This window comes from Caenibius tardaugens NBRC 16725 (assembly GCF_003860345.1).
Taxonomy (GTDB): Bacteria; Pseudomonadota; Alphaproteobacteria; order Sphingomonadales; family Sphingomonadaceae; genus Caenibius; species Caenibius tardaugens.
On record NZ_CP034179.1, the window covers coordinates 923834 to 941435 of the forward strand.

Genomic DNA, 17602 nt, shown 5'->3' on the forward strand with positions numbered 1-17602 from the left:
TCAGCTCGGGCCTGGACCCACTTTGCGAAACGGAGAGCAGTTCGCAACGGACTGACAGCACCGGCGCAGATGGTCTTTACCGATCCGCCTTATAATGTCCCGATTGAGGGGCATGTCTCCGGCCTTGGCCGTATCCGCCACCGCGAATTTGCCATGGCCTCCGGAGAAATGACGCGTGAGGAATTTATCCGGTTCCTTGTTGATGTCATGACGCGCCTTGCCGCCTATTCGGCAGAAGGGGCCCTGCACTTCATGTGCATGGATTGGCGCCATGCGCACGAGTTGCTGATGGCAGGTGACGGCGTCTATGATGAGCTGAAGAACATCTGCGTCTGGGCCAAGACCAATGCCGGGATGGGTTCGCTCTATCGTTCGCAGCACGAACTGGTGTTCGTGTTCAAGTCTGGCACTACGGCACACATCAACAATGTCGAACTGGGCCGCCATGGCCGCAACCGGACCAATGTCTGGACCTATGCCGGGGTAAACAGTTTTGGTCAGGACCGCGGTGACCTGGCGCTCCATCCAACGGTGAAGCCTGTCGACCTTGTCGCCGATGCCATCAGGGACTGTTCGCATCGCAAAGGTATCGTGCTTGATGCCTTTGGTGGCTCGGGTACGACACTGATTGCTGCAGAACGCACCGGACGGTTCGGCCGGGCGATCGAGATCGATCCACACTACTGCGATGTTATCGTGCGTCGGATGAAACAGGTGTGCGGCATCGATGCGGTTCTGGCCGGCACCAGTCAGAGCTTCGCCGAGGTGGAAGCCGAACGGCTCGCTTCCCTCACCACGGAAGAGGTGATGGCATGAGCGACATGACAGACAACCCGGCAGACTACGAGGTTGGTTACGGCCGGCCGCCAAAGCACACACGCTTTCAGCCCGGACGTTCGGGCAATGTGAGCGGCAGGCGCAAGAAGAAGCCCGTGCACGAGACCGATGTGCTGCGCATTCTCGATGAACCGGTTGCGGTACGTGCCGGTAACCGGAAGAAGGAGATGGTCCCTCGGGAAATTGCGCTGCGTAAGTTGGTCAAATCCGCTCTTGCCGGCGATCGCAAAGCGCTGTTCCATATACTCGATACATTTGTACAGCATGGCGTGCTGACCACAGCGCCAGCTGCACAGCGCGTGCCGGGCGTCATCCATGTGGACAGCCGCAGCATGCCTTTTGACATGGGGGTCCTTCTTCATAGCCGGTTTGGCCAGCGCAAGACGTTCACGGCTGCGCAGCGGGACTGGGCCCGTAACGCCTATCTGCATAGCCGTAGCGAGACACAGGCACAGATCGATAGCGCAATCGGCTATCCCGATCTTCAGGAAGGCGGTGCAGCATGAGCGGCAAACGCAAGACGCGTGGTCGTGGTCGTCCTCCCGGTTCGGTCAACACGCGCACACTGGTTCACGATCTTGCAGGCGACACGATCATGCTGCGCGATGCAGGTGGCGTATCGCGGCAGGTGTCGATGGTTGAGGCTTTGCTCCTGGCCCTGCGCAATCTTGCCATGACGGGCGACATCGAAGCGGCAAAGCGGCTCGAGAAGTTGCATAGGATGCGTGTTCCTGAGCCAACCGATGGATCCACGCAAGGTCTGCTTCTCGTGCCCGAAGCGCTCAGTGTGGAAGAATGGGCCCGGCAGGAAGACATTCGCTGTCAGCATACCCAACCGCCAGAGATGCCCGCAGCAATAGTGCAGCCTCAGGCGAGCGCGACTGCTGCACCTGTTGTGCAGAGACCTCCTTTAACCCCTGGCGGCTCGTTGCCCAGACGGTCAGCAAGGCTGATCCGTTAGGCCAGGCTTCCATTCGCCGGTTTACCCGTACGAATGGAAGCAGAGGGGCATCCGCTCAGCTGACGTGTTCGATCAGCCAGTCGAGCAGCCCTGCGCCCAGTGCGCGCCGGGCCAGTTCAGGTCCGATCCAGACGTGCATGCCCGGCTGATCTTCAAGCACCAGGTTCCCTTTGGCCGTATGGCACGCGAAGTAGAAGCGATCCGCGCCCGATTTGCGGAACCGTTCGACATAATCATCCAGCACCTTCTGGGTGGCGCTTGATTTGATCTGCACCCATGCCGATTCCGAAGTGGTGGGATGGGTCAGGAAAAGGTCGAGATCAACCTCCCCGTCCCCTGTGGCTGACTGACGTTGCCATCCACCCCGGGCGAAGATCAGATCGACCATGATCTCGAAGTCACGCCAGTCGAGCTGGCTGATCATCCGGGCAGTGACATCCTCGAGCTGGTTCTTAAGGGCAACCGCTTCGGCCACTACGGGTTCTTCTTCTCCGCGTATCTTACGCAGGAGGTAATCATCAGGCCCCACTTTGCATAAGGTACGCTGGTAGGCGGTGACCCGTGTCAGCACCGAGCTCAACGCTTTTACGGTAAGGGGATCACCCTGAAGATTGTAGCTGTGCCAGCCATCAAGGGTTCTGCGCAGACGCATCGGGCGATCCTCCCCATCTTCGTTGCTGGCTATGGCGGGGCCTTCTACAAAGGCCCACCACAAGTGGCCACCGGCAATCGTCACCCACAGGCAGTGATCGTCCAGTTCATAGAAATCGCGCAGTTCACGCAGATCACCGCCGAGGGCACCTTGTTTGCGGCCCGAGGCCAGGATCTGGCGCCGGACTTCATCCCAGTTGCCTGCGGCACAAGGCGCATGTGCAACATTGCGATACTTGAAGGGGATCGTGCCGTTGGCAATCGCCTCCTCGGCCCAGGTTCCGCCTTGTCCCAGACGTATAAAGCGCACCGCCGAAGGCTGCTTCAGCCGTACCAGCGTCTCTTCTGCAATTCTTGTCGTCGTATCCAGCACCGTCGCACTCCTCATTGGGGCGACGGATCACTTTGGCATTGTCGTCGCGCCTATGTCCTCTCGGGGCGACGGCCAAAGCCGGATGTTGGAAACCCGCTGAAGCAACGAGCGCATACGCCTTTACCCTTGCGGGCTGGACATGCGCGCATGCCACCCGGCCGATAATCTCGACCGAGCTGCTTCAAGTGGGGTTTCCACGCCCCGCTTCCCGGCTTTCACGGGAAGCGGGGCTACATTGCTCGACAACGCCTGGGGTTCAAGTGGAATTATCGAAGGTGCGCCAAAGAACACAGATATGCTGGTGGTCTGGCCCAACGGCACAGCCGTGATCTGATCAGAAGCTGAAAACCACTTTCCTACACAGAACAAAAAATGAACATACAAACCCGGTCAAGAATCGGAGTTCCCCATGCCCATCATCGATTCCACGTTGGTGTACGCATTTGCCGCACTGATTACCGCGATTTCCTCATTGATCTGGTCACTACGGCGCAGGCCTTAGCATGTGCGTCTGCAGCGCACTGATCCGTTGCGATCATCCCGGGGAACGCTAAATGTGATCGATGCACACGCAAACCGAAATAGTCGTCAACGATCTCATGCAGCAGGGCTATCGTTACACCCGCTCCGTAGCCATGGGCGAGAACTTCGCCCCCACCTTCACCCCCGAACTTACGCCGGCAGAGATGCTGCGCCTGGGTGTTTTCTGCGGCAAGTACATGACGGACTGCAAAGCTGAATTTCCAGAAGATTGGTTTGTAGATGCCAGGCTGGCTTCTGATCGTCCGGATTGTTCACTGAACTACTTCGGGGTGCGTGCAAGTGTTCCTCTTCGCGTTTGGATCGACAAGGGCTGGATATACCCGGATGACCCGCGCGGATGGTTTCAGTGGTACTGCCGATACTATTCCGGACGAAGGCTGCCGCAGGAGGATGCCCGTCAGATTGCGCGCTGGAGAGCCTTCAAACGCCATGCCGCACAAATCGTAAAGCACTGTAATCCCGGCGATCCTTTTTGCCGCCCACGGCAGAGACAGGCCCTCCTTCAGTGGGCTTATGACAGTCGGTTGCTATAAACGGGCGGTTCCAGATAGTCGTGCCAGCCATCGACATAGAGGGCGCGTGCCGCTCGGCGGCTGATCCTCGAAACCCATCGTTGCTTCATCAGATTGGCACCGAATGTCTGCTTGCCTGACCGTCAACAGTGTCTAAGCCGTGAGCATGACTGCCTCCGATCTCGAACAGCTGCTTATCGCCCGCCTTATCCGCGAGAGAGGCGGCACTTCGCAGACATGGCAGCGGGTGCTTGGCAAGGTTATCGTGCGTGACACGGCGACGCATGCCCATTGCAATTGGGATGTCAGACTAAACGGAACCGATGCACAGTGCGCCGCGATTGAGCATCTGCTCGACAATGTGCGACTTAGACATTCAATTGTGACGCTCGATTGAACCCCCAAAACGCCGCCCACCGCCAACGTGCCGGACGTTCCAACTCCCCAACGCGCTCCTTGAAACGGACTGTATATTCATCGCACCATGCGCCGCAGCAGATGGCAGCTTTCAGTGTGGTCCACATGCGACCCGAACGGCAGGAATGTTAGGGGTTAGCGGACGCTTGATGGCTTTCGAACAACGTACCAACCACCATTCTCAAGCACTTCAGTTCGCCGGAACTCTAACTTATCCGGTGGGCCAGCCTGATGGGGCAGGTCAATCGCCCAGTTCTCGCTTTTCTCCTCTTTGGTGCACCAAAGTGGAGAAAAGCGAGAACTGCAGGCGAAATGTTGCTGCTCATTCTACCTTCCCATGATGGCGGCGCGGACGGCGTCATTGCCGATATGCAGGCATGAAAAGTCTGTCCGGCCCAGTCGGCGTGTTTCGGCAGGGGTCGCCCCGGTGGTGGCGCGGAATGCAGCAGAAAAACTGCTTTGCCGCGAAAATCCGACATTGTGTGCGATCTGTTTGATACTGAGGACGCCTTCGTTCAGCAGATCGACTGATTTGCGGATTTTTACGGCCTTGATGAAGTCGTGGGGGGTGATGCCGAAGCTTACCCGGAAGGTCTGGTGGATATGGCGTTCGCTACAGCCAAGGTAGGCTGCGATATCTGAGATCAGCAGCCGTTCCTCACTGCATTCATATATATAGTCCCTGATCCGCAGCAGATCCTGCTGCTCCATGGTATGGCTGTGCGTCCGCCGCCGCTTGGCTGCGGCACGTTTGAAATAGCGGGCCATTTCGAGAGCGATAATACCTGCGAACGAGTTCACCAGCGCATCAGAGGCAAAATCGGGCCGGATGATTTCGCTGTAAATTCGCCGTAGCCCCTGCTTGATCGTGACCCCGTGAATGTCCCTGCAGGTCTCCAGGTGGCTGATGGACCGGTCGTCATCAATCCCGGTCACCGCGCGAAAGTACTCGTGACTAAAATGGCAGGATACGCCTGCGGCCTTCCCGCGGCCTTCGGCCACGGTCCCCCAGGGGACATTGGGCGGAATATAGGAAAGGATGTCGCAAGGCTTATGGACCGGACTGATTGGCCCCATAAAGCGCCATGTCGACCGGTATGTGCCGTTGCAGGCGATCTTGGCCCCGACCACATGATGCGTGTTGTTGCCGAATTCCTCGACATAGCCGTCATCGCTTTTGTCAGCATGAATGATCTCGACCGCGCAATTCGGAAATATGTGGCGGGTTGTGGTTTTCCTGTCGTGCGTACCCGGCAAAGACATCGTTGTTCCTCCTCCCTCTGTTAAGGGTGCCGCCGATCGGTGCGCGATCTGGCGGTCGCTGTGTGTTGGGGTGAGTTCTGTCAGAGCTGCCTTGTTTTTCCAACGTGTTGTTTTGAAAAGCTGCCGAAAATCGCACGCAGGAACCATTCTGCAGGAAATCGAACACATTTGAGCCGCCTTGCGGAATTGCGAATATCACTGTCCGGGACGGACTGCTCTGCGCTCCTTTAGGCCTGCGCTCGCATTCGGGAACGGTACCCGGAGGTTCTTTTCGACCTTCTGTGCAATCCCGAAACAACAAAAATGAGGGAACGGGGAATGAACGCTACATATCGAGTGAGTGCGCTGATGGCCGCATCGTGTCTGACGGCAGTCTGTGCAAGCGGGGCCATGGCGCAGGATGCAGCGGAGGCCCCTGCGGGTTTGCAGGAAATCGTTGTCACCGCGCAAAAGCGGGCGGAAAATCTTCAGAATACCCCGCTCGCGGTTAGTGCTCTGACCGGCGAAGCGCTTGAGGCGCGGCGCATTTCGGACATCAGCAATATCGGCTCGGTCGCGCCGAACCTGACCACTAGCATTACCCCGGCATCGACGACCAACATTACCGTGCATATTCGCGGAATCGGGGAATCCGATCCAGTGCTGACGGTGGATTCCCCGGTGGGTATCTATGTCGATGGCGTGGTGATCGGGCGGACGACAGGCGCCGTGTTTGATCTGGTCGACTTGCAGCGGGTCGAGGTTTTGCGCGGACCGCAAGGCACGCTCTATGGCCGCAATACGACGGGCGGCGCCGTCAATTTCATCACCGCCAAACCTGCCGACACGTTCAAGGGTTCGCAGACCTTCGGGTATGGCAATCTTGGCTACATGCTCTCGCGGACCAGTGTCGACACGGGCGAGATCGCCAAGTCCGGGCTGAAGTTCAAACTGTCCTACGTGCACAAGCAACGCAACGGCTACGCCGATGATCTCAACCAGCCCGACAAGCGCGATCCGGGGGCCTATAACACCGACGCGTTCCGCGTCGCGGCGCGGTTCGATAACGGCGGTCCTGTGCGGGTCGACTACGCGTTCGATTATAACGACGCGAAGAGCTATGCTGTTCCGTTCCAGCTAGCTTACGTTCGGTCGGATATTGCCGGCTATTTCGCCAATTCGCAGGCTTTGGGCGGGAACCCGCTCGTCTATTCGCGGGATCGGCTCAATACCTTGCGGCTGGGGCAGGGGCTGCTGCACGACAAGGTGCGTGGTCACACGCTGACGATCGAGGCTGATCTGGCCGATAACCTGACCTTGCGTTCGCTTACCGGCATCCGCAAATGGACCAATACGGTGGCCGAGGCCGATATGGATGGCAACGATGGTCTGCGCGGTCTGACTGTCAGCCCCGCCATCATCACGCCGCCCGACTACAAGTTCGTGTCGCTCGGCGTAAATGATATTCGCCTGTTTTCCGGCGTAAACGCACGGGCGCAGAAGCAGTTTTCGCAGGAACTGAACCTGCTGGGCAAGATCGGTGACAAGATCGAATTCGTTCTGGGCGGGTTCTATTATCGCGAGAAGGCGAGCGAAAATAACCCTTCGCAGCTGGCGTTGATCATGGAATCGCCTGTGGCCATCCCGCTCGGCGGCGGTCTGACGACAAACTATTTTGCCACCGATCTCGATCCGCCATTCTATTACAAGCATACCTCCAAATCGGCGGCGGTGTTCGGGCAGGCGACTTTCCGGGCAACAGACAAGCTCAGCCTGACAGGTGGGCTGCGTTATACCGAAGACCGCAAGCATATGGACCAGATCGCCTCGATCCCGCGCGATCTGCGCAAGAAGTTCAGCCAGCTCAACTGGGCGGTGAGCGCAGATTACCGGTTTACCGACCGGGTGATGGGCTATGCGCGGGTGGCGACGGGCTACAAGGCCGGCGGGTTTAACCCGCGCTCTGTCGGCGGGAGCTTCGATCCGGAAAAGATCATCTCCTATGAGGCCGGACTCAAGACCGAACTGCTTGACCGGCGCCTGCGGTTTAATCTCACCGCGTTCCATTCGCGCTACAAGGATTTGCAGGTCAGCCAGTTCCTCGCCGGAAGCAGCGGTGCCTCAACGATCACGGTCAACGCCGGCAAGGCAACCTATACCGGGATCGAGGCTGAAGTTGTGGCCCAACCTGCAAAGGGCCTGACCTTCAACGGGTCGTTTGGCTACGTTGACCGTAAATACAAGAGCTTTGTGATCCGCGATGCGGAGACGAACGAGCTGGTCGATGTCGCGAACGAAGCGCGCTTCAGCTATTCGGCCAGCACCACCGTCAATGCCGGTGTGCAATACGACACCGAAGTAGCGGACGTGGGCAAGCTCACCGCACGGCTTGACTGGACCTATCGCGGAAAAATCTATTTCCATCCCCTCGATCGGCTGAACCCGTTCAACCGTGAGATCGCCGATGGCGGTGCGGGCCGTTTCGATGCGCGCATTGCCCTGTCGGATATCGATCTCGGGCCGACGCGCGCCACAGTCGCGCTGTGGGGCAAGAACATCACCAACAAGGATTACCTCTATGCCGGGATCGATTTCGGGTCGCTCGGTTTTGCCGGGGTCTCATACGCCGAACCGCGCACTTATGGCGTGGATGTGAAGTTCGACTTCTGAGGAGGGCACCATGACAGCCTATACAGGCAAAGTTGCGGTGATTACCGGGGCCGCCAGCGGGATTGGCAGCGGGTTGGCGCGGGCTGCGTTGGCGCGCGGGATGCGGGTGGTGCTGGCCGATATCGATGAAGCGGCTTTACAGACCTTTGCCGCCACGCTTGATGGCCCGGTGTCGTCATGTGCTGTCGATGTGCGCGATCCAGCCTCTGTCGAGGCGCTGGCCGACCATGCCTACGCCGCGTTTGGGCAGGTTGACCTGCTGTTCAACAATGCCGGTGTGCTGATCGGCGGAAAAAGCTGGGATATCCCGGCTGACAAATGGGCATGGCAATTGCAGGTCAATGTCCTGGGCGTGGTTCACGGCATTGCCAGTTTCGTCCCTCGGATGATTGCCGCAGGTCGCCCGGCCCGGGTAATCAACACCGGTTCGATGGCGAGCTTTATCGCCGCACCCTACATGGGTCCCTATTCGGCCAGCAAGTTTGCGGTTCTGGCAATCAGCGAAACGCTGGCGCTGGAACTGCAAGGCGAACAGGCCCCGGTCAGCGTATCGGTGCTGTGCCCCGGCCCGGTCCAGACGGACATCTTCCGCGAAACCGTGACCATGCAGGACGACACCACCAGCGACAGGACCGTCGGCATGATGCGGGACATTACCGTCAATCAGGGGATCACGCCTGACGAACTTGCCGCGCGTGCCTTTGCCGGGATCGACGAAGGGCAGTTCTGGATCATCCCGCAGCCCGATCCGCTCGACACGCTGTACCGCCAACGGGCCGAAGCCATGCTCGAACGCCGCAACCCCGGCATCGCCATGCCGGGCTGAAACGGGGCCGTTCCAGCGCCTACCGACCTATTTGATTGAGAGACTTATGACGCAATACCGGCCCGATACCATGAAGTTCGGCGCATTCATCGCCCCCTATCATGCGCTCAGCGAAAACCACACCATGACGCTGGAACGCGACATGCAGCTGGTCCAGTTGATGGAACAGCTGGATTTTGATGAAGCCTGGATCGGCGAACACCACTCCGCCGGGTTCGAGGCGATTGCCTCCCCCGAGGTGTTCATTGCCGCAGTGGCCGAACGGACCAAACGTATCCGCCTTGGCACCGGGGTTAGTTCCCTCAGCTATCACCACCCGCTCATTCTGGCGGACCGCATGGTCCAGCTCGACCACCAGACGCGCGGACGGATCATGTTCGGGGCCGGGCCGGGGCAATTGCCGTCCGATGCGGTCATGATGGGGATCGATCCGCGCAAGCAGCGCGATATGATGAGCGCATCGCTCAAATGCATTGTCGATCTTCTGGATGGCAAAGTGGTGACGCGCGATGAAGGCTGGTTCCAGCTGAAGGACGCACGCCTGCAGAACCTGCCCTATCAGCGCGGCGGGATGGAAGTGGCGGTGGCCTGCGCAATCACCCCCAGCGGACCTGTGACCGCAGGGCGCCTCGGGGCCGCGATGCTGTCGGTGGCGGCATCGAGCGGGGAAGGCTTTGCCACTTTGCCCGATCACTGGCGGATCTGCGAAGAGGTCGCGCGCGAAAACGGGCGGCAGGTTCACCGCGACACATGGCGTATCGTGGCGCCGATCCACATCGCTGAAACGCGCGAGCAGGCCTTTGCCGAGGTTTCGCAAGGGATTATTCCCAATGTGCTCGACTATATGCGCAGGATGGGCGCGCAGCTTCCGTGTTTCGAAGGGATCGAAACGGGCGAGGATGCGACCCGGTCGTGGTGCGAAAACGCCTGGATGACCTTCGGCACGCTGACTTGTGGCACACCGGATGATGTCGCGGACCGGATCGAGGAAATGCTCGATCAGTCGGGCGGCTTCGGCACGTTCCTGCTGCTGGCACACAATGCCGCCAGTTGGGAAGCGACGCAGAAGAGCTACGAACTGTTTTCGCGCTACGTCATGCCGCGCTTCCAGAACCGCGATCGCCGCAGCCAGTCCCTGCAATGGATCGCCGACAATCGCGGCCAACTGTTCGGCTCCGTCATGCAGGCAACGCAGCAGGCCATCGATAAACACAAAGAACGAATGGCATGAACAGAGAGGCAAACGGGCGCGTCGCTGGCAAGGTTGCCCTGGTAACCGGCGCGTCGAGCGGGCTGGGGGAAGCTATTGCCCGATTGCTGGCCGAAGAAGGTGCCCGCGTTATGGTCTGTGATATCGACGTGGAAGGCGGGCGCAGGGTTGCAGCGGCGATTGAAGCGGCCGGAGGGCGCGCGCTGTTTCATGCGATCGATGTCAGCAGTGAATGCGCGTGGGATGATGCGATGGCTGCCGTTGCCGAGCAGTTCGGCGGGCTCGACATATGCGTCAACAATGCGGGCATTGGCCCCTATGGCGACATGGATATGGACTTCGCTTTGTGGCGCAAGGTCATGGCGATCAATCTGGACGGGGTGTTTCTTGGCACGCGCGCGGCGATCCGTCTGATGGCTACCGGCGGGCGCAAGGGCTCTGTCGTGAACATCTCCTCCACCATGGCTTATGTCGCTGACTATGCAACGGCGGCCTATAGCGCGAGCAAGGGCGGAGTGCGTTCGCTCACCAAGGCGGCAGCGCTACATTGCGCGGCGAAAAAACTGCCGATCCGCGTTAACTCGGTTCATCCGGGCATGTGCCTCACCCCTATGGTGGAAACCGCGCTGGAACGTGACCCGGCGTTCAGGGACGAGCAAATCGCTCGCCATCCCATCGGGCATCTCGGCGACCCGCGCGATATTGCCTATGGCGTTCTCTACCTTGCCTCGGATGAAGCGAACTTTTCGACAGGAACGGAACTCGTGATTGACGGTGGTTATCTGGCCAAGTGACGGGGTGGCTTCGGCGTGGATCATATAGCTACCCCATCGTCCGCTGTGTTCGGGTTGCCGGAAGGCCCGCTTCGACGGAAATGTTGGGGAGAGCAGACATTCTAGCTGCCTGGCAATTCATTGCCCACGATAGTGAAGGGAACCGGCTTCTCACTCACATCAACGCCGCCATCTAGCAACAGTGCCCTGACGCTTTGATGAAGATGCGGGAGATGGTGTCGATACCATTCAGGATGCTCGGCGCACGAAGCTGTGACCGCAAAACGCCAATCTGCCCATTCTAGCCGCGCTTGCAGCTCTTTGAGCTGTTGTTTCACATCGCGAACAATCAGACGATCAGCGTGTTTGCGGTACATAGCTCCAATATCTCATGGCAAGCGAATGTCCGCAATGTTGGCGTTGTCAGAACGCCCGCTTCGGCAGAAACGTTGGGGCAAGCGGACATTCGTCGTTCTGGCAATGTTGACCAATTCTGGTCGACTATAGGCTGTGGGAGGCTGATGTTTGACGAACCCTACGCTTCGATCGCAATCCATGACTTCCCCTGGTGACCGAAATCGAAATGGTTCGGGTGCAGCAATTCAGCCAATATCTCGGCCGATTCCACCAAACGCGGGCCCGGGCGGTTGAAGAAGTGGTGGCCGTCCGTCAGATATACCCGACCAGCCTGCACAGCCGATAATGATGTCCAGCGTGGATCTCGTGTGAGTATCGGCATCTCCTCAAGTGAGCGGCCAATCGTGAAGCCGCAGGGCATGAACACGATAACCTCAGGATCGGCTTTCGCCAGCGTATCCCAGTCGATCCACGGAGAATGCTGTCCGGGCACGGCAAACAGGCTTTCCCCTCCCGCCACATCGATCAGTTCTGGCACCCAGTTGCCCGCAGCCATGAGCGGCTCGATCCATTCAAGGGCCGCCACACGCGGACGGGCCAGATTTGCGCTACGGTTCGCCAGGCGGTCGAGGCGCTCCGCCAATTCCGCGATAACGGTTTCGCCACGCTCCTCGACATTCAGAGTCCGCGCTACCAAACGGAACGCATCCCACAATTCATCAAGCGTTTCGGGTGAGAGGCTGAGCAATTTTGGTGCGCGCCCCACCCAAGTGGCTAGCGCCTCTTCGAGATCGCGCGGAGTGACCGCGCAAATTGCGCATTGGGATTGCGTCAATATCACGTCAGGGTTGAGCCGGTGAAGCATACCGGTATCGACCGAATATACCGACAGCCCTTGCTGCAAAATGCCCTGCACGCGCTCTTCAATCTCGAGCGATGGCAAACCCTTAGCCACCTTAGTCGCGGTGCAAGGCGGCAGTTCGGCGATATAGGGGGGGAAATCGCATTCATGGGATCGCCCAACAATCTGATCGCCAAACCCCAGCGCAACTGCCACTTCGGTAGCGCTGGGGAGCAAAGATATAATGCGCGGGGTGTCCATCACGCGTGACCTCGCGCCACCGTGCGATTGAACCAGCCCGGTGTCAGCTTCCGCATGACAAGATGTAAAGGATAAAGAAGTGCAAACCACAGCCCATCGTTCAGCGCGATTTGGGCAATTACCGCGGGAGTAAAAGGACAGGTCAAACCCAAAACATTGGCAAAGGCAAAAATTCCGGCCTCATAACCTATGAAACTGATCGCTAGAGCGCAAAGCAACCGCGTTGGCGTTTGCGCCCGGTTCGCCGTTAATTTGCGGGCGATTACGAGAGCAACACCGGCGGACAGGCCGATTACTCCACCCCAGGCAAAGGTCTGGGCTGTGTGAGGAAAGCCCAGAACGATAAAACCAAGCATCTGGTTAATCAGCCATATAACCGCGACCGCCTGCCATGCGGTGCGCGGCGACATAGTGACTGCAGCAAGCACGGCAAGTGCGACGAATGGTGTGGCGCAAGCACTCGCTAACGCACCGACAAAAGCGACGAGCCCGAGCAACGTGGGCCAGGCATAGCTGATGGCAACAGCGCGCATTAGACGTGGGTGAATGGCAATAGTCATAGGGTTTCCCCTGCTTTCAGGAATGGGAAATACTGGTCACGACGACGGTCCTGCATCGCCGCGACCAGTCAAGATTGATCGTTTAGAAACGCGCGTTGACGCCAACAAAGAGGGCGCGCCCAGCTGCACGGAAACCGAATAATTCGGTGTATTTCTCGTTGAGCATATTCTCGATGCGCCCATTCAAGGTGACTGCGGGGCTCAATGCCAGCGTGGCATTGAAATTGACCGTGGTGAACGCATCCAACACGACGCGATCGGGAATGAAATTGGGATTGGTATAGGCCAGATCGATCTGGTCCCCGTTATGCCGCACCACCAATGTGGCGCTGGCCCGGTCTGCCGGGGCGTGCCAGCTGATCGCCGCGCTGCCAATGTGGCGGGGGCGACGCACTTCCTCCACCCCATTCTCTCTCGCCTTGAGCCAACTGTAGGATAGATCAATTCTCCAGGCGTCGCCGAGGCGGATTGCGGCAAAGCTTTCGATCCCCCGCTGTGTGGAATCGCTCGTCCGGTTAGCGGGCGTCGCGAAATAATCGGGCGCTGGATAGCTGGTGTAAATCTCGCCCTTTAACCGGCTCTGGAACCAAGTGACCCCGAGGAGTACAGCATCATTCGCCAGACTTTGTTCGAGGCCTACTTCCCATCCGCGCGATTTTTCCGGGCGCAGATTGGGGTTGCCGATGTAGCGTCCGTCGACATAGCCAAACAGCGCGTAAAATCCCGGATTTTTCACCCCTGAACCGGCTGCGGCGCGCAGGCGTGTGCCGGTGCCAAAACGGTAGCTGCCCTGCACGCGATATGTCGTTGCGCTATCGAACCTCTGGTTGTTGTCAAACCGTAACGAGCCTCCGACAGCGAGGCGGTCATCCACGTTGAGGTCGTAACTCCCGACAAGACCGACGCTGCTATTGCTGCGCGTGCCCGTAAAGGCATAGCCGGATGGGTCTGTGTTACGATATCGCTCGTCTTCAAGATCAACCGCGAAACCTATACGGTGTTGCACGCGAGGCGACCCAAAGCGCAGAGCCGTATCATAGGATGCTTTGATACGATTGCCCCGGTCACCATAGCTGGGTGCATCATAATCGTAACCGTCGCGATTAATGTCGGCGAACTGAGTTGAGACATTATGGGTCCAGCGCCCGTCAAGCAGTTCCACTTCGGCGCGCACCAAGCCATAAATCGCCTGGGAGCGTACAAAGGAGCCCGGTGAATCGATGCTGTAGCCGAAAGTCGGTGATCCGCTGCGATAGTCACTGTTGTTAAAATCAAGATCGCTCCAGCTGTAGCGCCCGACGGCTATCAACCTTGCATTGGGCGCAACGTCCCATCGGATCTTGAACGATGCGGCGATGGTGTCCCGACCCAGATCGCGCGTGCCACCGATGGCATCAGGAACACCGTCAGTGCTGACCAGCGATGCAGTCAAGGCGTAGTCGAGATTGCCGGACACACCAGCAATCCGCGCGCCCGCGTTGACGCTATTCCATGACCCCACCTCGGCGCGCAAACGCAGTCCCGGTGCCTCTGCCCCCGAACCGGTGATATAATGGATAACGCCGCCGATCGCGTCCGATCCGTATAATGCGCTTTGTTGTCCTCGCAGCACCTCGATCCGCGCACCGTCATCGGCAATGAGGGTGCCGAAATCAAACTCACCATGATAGGGGTCGGACACCTCAATGCCATCGACCAGCACCAGCGTATGGTCACCTTCGGCACCGCGCATACGAATCTGCGTCAGGCCGGCGATGCGGTTGACAGCTAGGCCGGGGACATCGCGCAAAATATCCGAAACATTGCGCGTCTGGCGATCGGCGAGCGTCCGGGCATCAAGCAGGGTGACCGATCCACCCACCAGGTCATAGGCGATGCCATCCCCCAAACGGTCGGCGGTAACGACGATGTTGTCCGCGCGCGCATCCTTACTGTTATCGGCGTGTTCACCCTCATTGGCGTGAGCGGCGGTGGCAAGCGCCAGCAAAGCTGAGCTGGCACAAATAGTAATACAGGTCTTCATAGCAGAAACGACTAAGCCCCTGGCACCTCAAGCGACATTGGTGGCAGGAGCGTCCGCGCGAACGGTCGACACAGGCCGACGGGCGGGTGCCAAGATGACACTCGCCGACCCATGACGATGCGGCTCCCGCCGCTCGTTCGTCGCTCAGACGAAATCGTTTCGCGCCACGGCCAGTCCCTGAGCCAAGGCATGAGCGACATGCGCCGGTCGGTCTCCTGGCTCACGGGTCATCGTTTGAAATGCACCTTCCCGGTCGATCCAATTTTTATCGTCCAGTGGCTGTGTATCCGCAAGGAACCACACGCATATCGCACTCGCCGCATACAGTTACAGGGATAGCCTCAGCTTAAAGCAAATTCATGCTTGCACTGTGTTCCCGGTACCGACGCAATCGTGTCGGGCCGCACGAGGCAACCCGACGCTGCAGCCGATAGGAGGGCCCAGTTTTCAATTCAAGTATTTTCACGCGCTTACATATTGCAACGGCTCGCTACGCTATCCGAATGTGCATCGGGTTTTCGGTTGTAGTTCCCTTATCTGGTTTAATCTCGAAACGGCCGGCGTAGGGAGTGACCGCAATGTTGGAGTTACCGGACAGGCAGCTTCCCGCGGGTCAATGCGATTACCGGCCCTTGGTTAGGCCGAAGGCCGGCATGGGACTAGATGTCAGTTCGCTCGGATAAGGTCAGGGCATCGTCCACGTCTACGCCCAGATATCTGACAGTGTTCTCAATATTGGTATGTCCAAGCAAGATTTGCACGGCGCGCAGGTTACCGGTCGCTTTGTAGATTAGCGACGCCTTGGTTCGTCGCATTGAATGTGTCCCATATTCTCTAGAATTGAGACCAACAGTTGTGACCCATTCATCCACCAGGCGAGCATATTGCCGTGTGCTCAGATGGCCCATGTAATCAATCCGGCTGGGGAACACGAAATCGACGGTCGTTCCGCCACGGCGCTGCAACCAATTGTCCAGACTCCTGCGTGCTTCGGTCATGATTTCGAATTGCACTCGCCTGCCCGTCTTTTGTTGGATCACCGTCGCGCGGTTACGGATAAGAGCTCCACTAACAACGTCACCAATCCTGAGCTTTACCAGATCACAGCCTCGTAGCTTGCTGTCGATTGCCAGATCGAAGAGTGCCCGATCACGCAGTCGATTGTGTTCATCGAGATAAAAACGGATGGCCCAGATATCTCGCGGTTTAAGGGGGCGTTTTGCCCCCACATTCTGGCCAGCATTCCATGGGCGCCGCTGGTGGACGGCAGGGTCAAGGTCTGAATGTCCCATAACACTTCTCCAATTGGCCGACATGGCCACCGGGAGAATATCGCTGTTCTTGGGACTAAGCGCTGACGCTGACATTGCTGATTTTTGAGCCGCCAATTAAGCTTAGCGAAAGTGGGCCTCCATTCGCATCGCGCAGTTGCAGCGTTGTTTCGTTGTTGTATCACGCCTATTTCTCCTTCCTGCATGAAACCCATGCAGGAGAATTCTTAATGGACCTGAAGCTCACAGATGCCCAACTGGATGCCTATCTGGCCCGGATTGGCGTCGCCCGGCCCGAGCAGGCCGATATCGCTGCGCTGAAGATGATCCATCAAAGGCATGCGCTTGGTTTCACCTGGGAAGCCATCGATTGTTTCATGGGCTGGCCCTCCAGCCTCGCGCCGCACACCACCTTCGCCAAGATGGTGGAAGGACGTAGGGGCGGCTGGTGTTATGAGATGAACGGGCTGCTAGGCGCGGCCCTGTCCGCCTGCGGCTTCACTGTGACGCGGCTCTGCGGTGGTGTCCGGCGAGCGGATATGGGCGATCTGGCACTCGGCAATCACCTGACGCTGCGGATCGACCTTGAAGAACCTTGGCTGGCCGAAGCGGGATTGGGCGATGCACTTGTCGATCCGGTTCCGCTCGTTATTGGCCCGATCGCCCAGAACGGGTATGATTTCGCGATAAAGCCAGCTGACGGCGACTGGCTGCGCTTCCATAATCATGCGTTTGGTAGCGCTCCGACCTTCGATTTTCGCCCCGACTATACCGACGAAGCCGCACTAGCCGGTTCTCAACGCTGGCTGATGGAAAACGATGCATCACCCTTCCGGGCCAATCTCGTGATCCAGCGACATTTTCCGGATCGGATCGAGAGCCTAGTGAATGCAACCTGGCGTACAATCTCGCCACGAGGTATCGTCGAGCGGCCGGTCGGCGACTTTTCCACGTTCAAATCCCTGCTCGAACATGTATTTCAGATCGATCCGCCGCGATGTGAAGCGATTTGGAGTCGTGCCAGCGTGAACTCTGACGCGTAAAATGGCCGCTGCCGCCAACATAGCAGACATTGGGCCGGTCGAAACGGCTCCCTGATACCTGCCCTTCATTCATCGGGCTGGCGTGCGGTAGCGGGCGACCTGACTTGGGACAAAGCCGCCATTACAGGAGCCGTTGGGCAACAACGGCTCTCGACATAAACGGACGTTCGAGCTTCTCGGCAAAATCGATCCATGCCTGAGTCATGGCCCAAGCTGTAAATTCGGAATTGT

Annotated in this window: 17 protein-coding genes and 1 riboswitch; of the genes, 10 read left to right on the forward strand and 7 right to left on the reverse strand. The window is 58.5% G+C overall.

The features are described 5' to 3' along the window. Window positions 1–69: 69 nt before the first annotated feature. From EGO55_RS04285 to EGO55_RS04295, 3 genes are read left to right on the forward strand one after another with little or no spacing between them, the layout of a single operon-like run. A complete protein-coding gene (locus EGO55_RS04285) occupies window positions 70–816 on the forward strand; it encodes a DNA-methyltransferase (protein ID WP_124916703.1) in 747 nt (248 codons plus the stop codon). Continuing rightward, window positions 813–1343, forward strand: coding sequence for a DUF5681 domain-containing protein (locus EGO55_RS04290; RefSeq protein ID WP_124916704.1), 531 nt, complete (start codon window positions 813–815; stop codon window positions 1341–1343). The genes EGO55_RS04285 and EGO55_RS04290 overlap by 4 nt, the downstream gene beginning before the upstream one ends. Continuing rightward, window positions 1340–1798: a DUF5681 domain-containing protein gene (locus EGO55_RS04295; protein ID WP_021692055.1), complete on the forward strand. Its 459-nt coding sequence runs from the start codon at window positions 1340–1342 to the stop codon at window positions 1796–1798. Before EGO55_RS04290 ends, EGO55_RS04295 begins: the two co-directional genes overlap by 4 nt. Before the next feature lie 55 nt (window positions 1799–1853). Here EGO55_RS04295 and EGO55_RS04300 read toward each other — a convergent pair whose 3' ends face one another. Then, window positions 1854–2822: a restriction endonuclease gene (locus tag EGO55_RS04300; RefSeq protein ID WP_124916705.1), complete on the reverse strand. Its 969-nt coding sequence runs from the start codon at window positions 2820–2822 to the stop codon at window positions 1854–1856. 563 nt (window positions 2823–3385) lie between these two features. Here EGO55_RS04300 and EGO55_RS04305 point away from each other — a divergent pair. Together EGO55_RS04305 and EGO55_RS04310 are read left to right on the forward strand one after the other, a co-directional pair. Continuing rightward, complete coding sequence (locus EGO55_RS04305) at window positions 3386–3898, forward strand: hypothetical protein (protein ID WP_021692017.1); 513 nt, start codon at window positions 3386–3388, stop codon at window positions 3896–3898. Between the two features lie 145 nt (window positions 3899–4043). Continuing rightward, window positions 4044–4274, forward strand: a complete 231-nt coding sequence (locus EGO55_RS04310) for a hypothetical protein (protein WP_021692016.1) — start codon at window positions 4044–4046, stop codon at window positions 4272–4274. Window positions 4275–4621: 347 nt separating this feature from the next. On the opposite strand, the gene EGO55_RS04315 is transcribed toward EGO55_RS04310, so the two are convergent. Then, window positions 4622–5557 (reverse strand): helix-turn-helix transcriptional regulator, encoded by a 936-nt coding sequence (locus tag EGO55_RS04315; RefSeq protein WP_021692015.1) that lies wholly within the window; start codon window positions 5555–5557, stop codon window positions 4622–4624. Window positions 5558–5875: 318 nt separating this feature from the next. Here EGO55_RS04315 and EGO55_RS04320 point away from each other — a divergent pair, with 318 nt between their 5' ends. From EGO55_RS04320 to EGO55_RS04335, 4 genes are read left to right on the forward strand one after another with little or no spacing between them, the layout of a single operon-like run. Then, a complete protein-coding gene (locus tag EGO55_RS04320) occupies window positions 5876–8206 on the forward strand; it encodes a TonB-dependent receptor (protein WP_052023827.1) in 2331 nt (776 codons plus the stop codon). A gap of 10 nt (window positions 8207–8216) precedes the next feature. Beyond that, window positions 8217–9032, forward strand: coding sequence for an SDR family NAD(P)-dependent oxidoreductase (locus EGO55_RS04325; protein WP_124916706.1), 816 nt, complete (start codon window positions 8217–8219; stop codon window positions 9030–9032). Between the two features lie 46 nt (window positions 9033–9078). Further along, window positions 9079–10263: an LLM class flavin-dependent oxidoreductase gene (locus EGO55_RS04330; RefSeq protein ID WP_210766641.1), complete on the forward strand. Its 1185-nt coding sequence runs from the start codon at window positions 9079–9081 to the stop codon at window positions 10261–10263. Then, window positions 10260–11036, forward strand: a complete 777-nt coding sequence (locus tag EGO55_RS04335) for a glucose 1-dehydrogenase (RefSeq protein WP_021691902.1) — start codon at window positions 10260–10262, stop codon at window positions 11034–11036. Before EGO55_RS04330 ends, EGO55_RS04335 begins: the two co-directional genes overlap by 4 nt. Before the next feature lie 101 nt (window positions 11037–11137). Here the strand turns inward: EGO55_RS04335 and EGO55_RS04340 are convergent, their stop codons facing one another. The 5 genes from EGO55_RS04340 to EGO55_RS04360 all read right to left on the reverse strand — a co-directional run bounded on the left by EGO55_RS04340 (window position 11138) and on the right by EGO55_RS04360 (window position 16349). Further along, window positions 11138–11392 carry a hypothetical protein gene (locus tag EGO55_RS04340; protein WP_021691903.1) on the reverse strand — a complete coding sequence of 85 codons (255 nt, stop codon included), beginning with the start codon at window positions 11390–11392 and terminating at the stop codon, window positions 11138–11140. A 158-nt stretch (window positions 11393–11550) separates the two neighbouring features. Further along, window positions 11551–12474: a cobalamin-binding protein gene (locus tag EGO55_RS04345; RefSeq protein WP_021691904.1), complete on the reverse strand. Its 924-nt coding sequence runs from the start codon at window positions 12472–12474 to the stop codon at window positions 11551–11553. Further along, window positions 12474–13034, reverse strand: coding sequence for a hypothetical protein (locus tag EGO55_RS04350; RefSeq protein WP_021691905.1), 561 nt, complete (start codon window positions 13032–13034; stop codon window positions 12474–12476). Before EGO55_RS04350 ends, EGO55_RS04345 begins: the two co-directional genes overlap by 1 nt. Before the next feature lie 82 nt (window positions 13035–13116). After that, the gene (locus tag EGO55_RS04355; protein WP_040717652.1) at window positions 13117–15057 is read right to left on the reverse strand and encodes a TonB-dependent receptor plug domain-containing protein; all 1941 of its coding nucleotides are present in this window, start codon (window positions 15055–15057) and stop codon (window positions 13117–13119) included. Between the two features lie 188 nt (window positions 15058–15245). Then, window positions 15246–15477, reverse strand: a riboswitch (cobalamin riboswitch). A 239-nt stretch (window positions 15478–15716) separates the two neighbouring features. Then, window positions 15717–16349 carry a tyrosine-type recombinase/integrase gene (locus EGO55_RS04360; protein WP_021691907.1) on the reverse strand — a complete coding sequence of 211 codons (633 nt, stop codon included), beginning with the start codon at window positions 16347–16349 and terminating at the stop codon, window positions 15717–15719. A gap of 209 nt (window positions 16350–16558) precedes the next feature. Between EGO55_RS04360 and EGO55_RS04365 the strand changes: the two genes are divergently transcribed. After that, window positions 16559–17371 carry an arylamine N-acetyltransferase family protein gene (locus tag EGO55_RS04365; protein WP_021691908.1) on the forward strand — a complete coding sequence of 271 codons (813 nt, stop codon included), beginning with the start codon at window positions 16559–16561 and terminating at the stop codon, window positions 17369–17371. The last annotated feature ends 231 nt before the right edge of the window (window positions 17372–17602 follow it).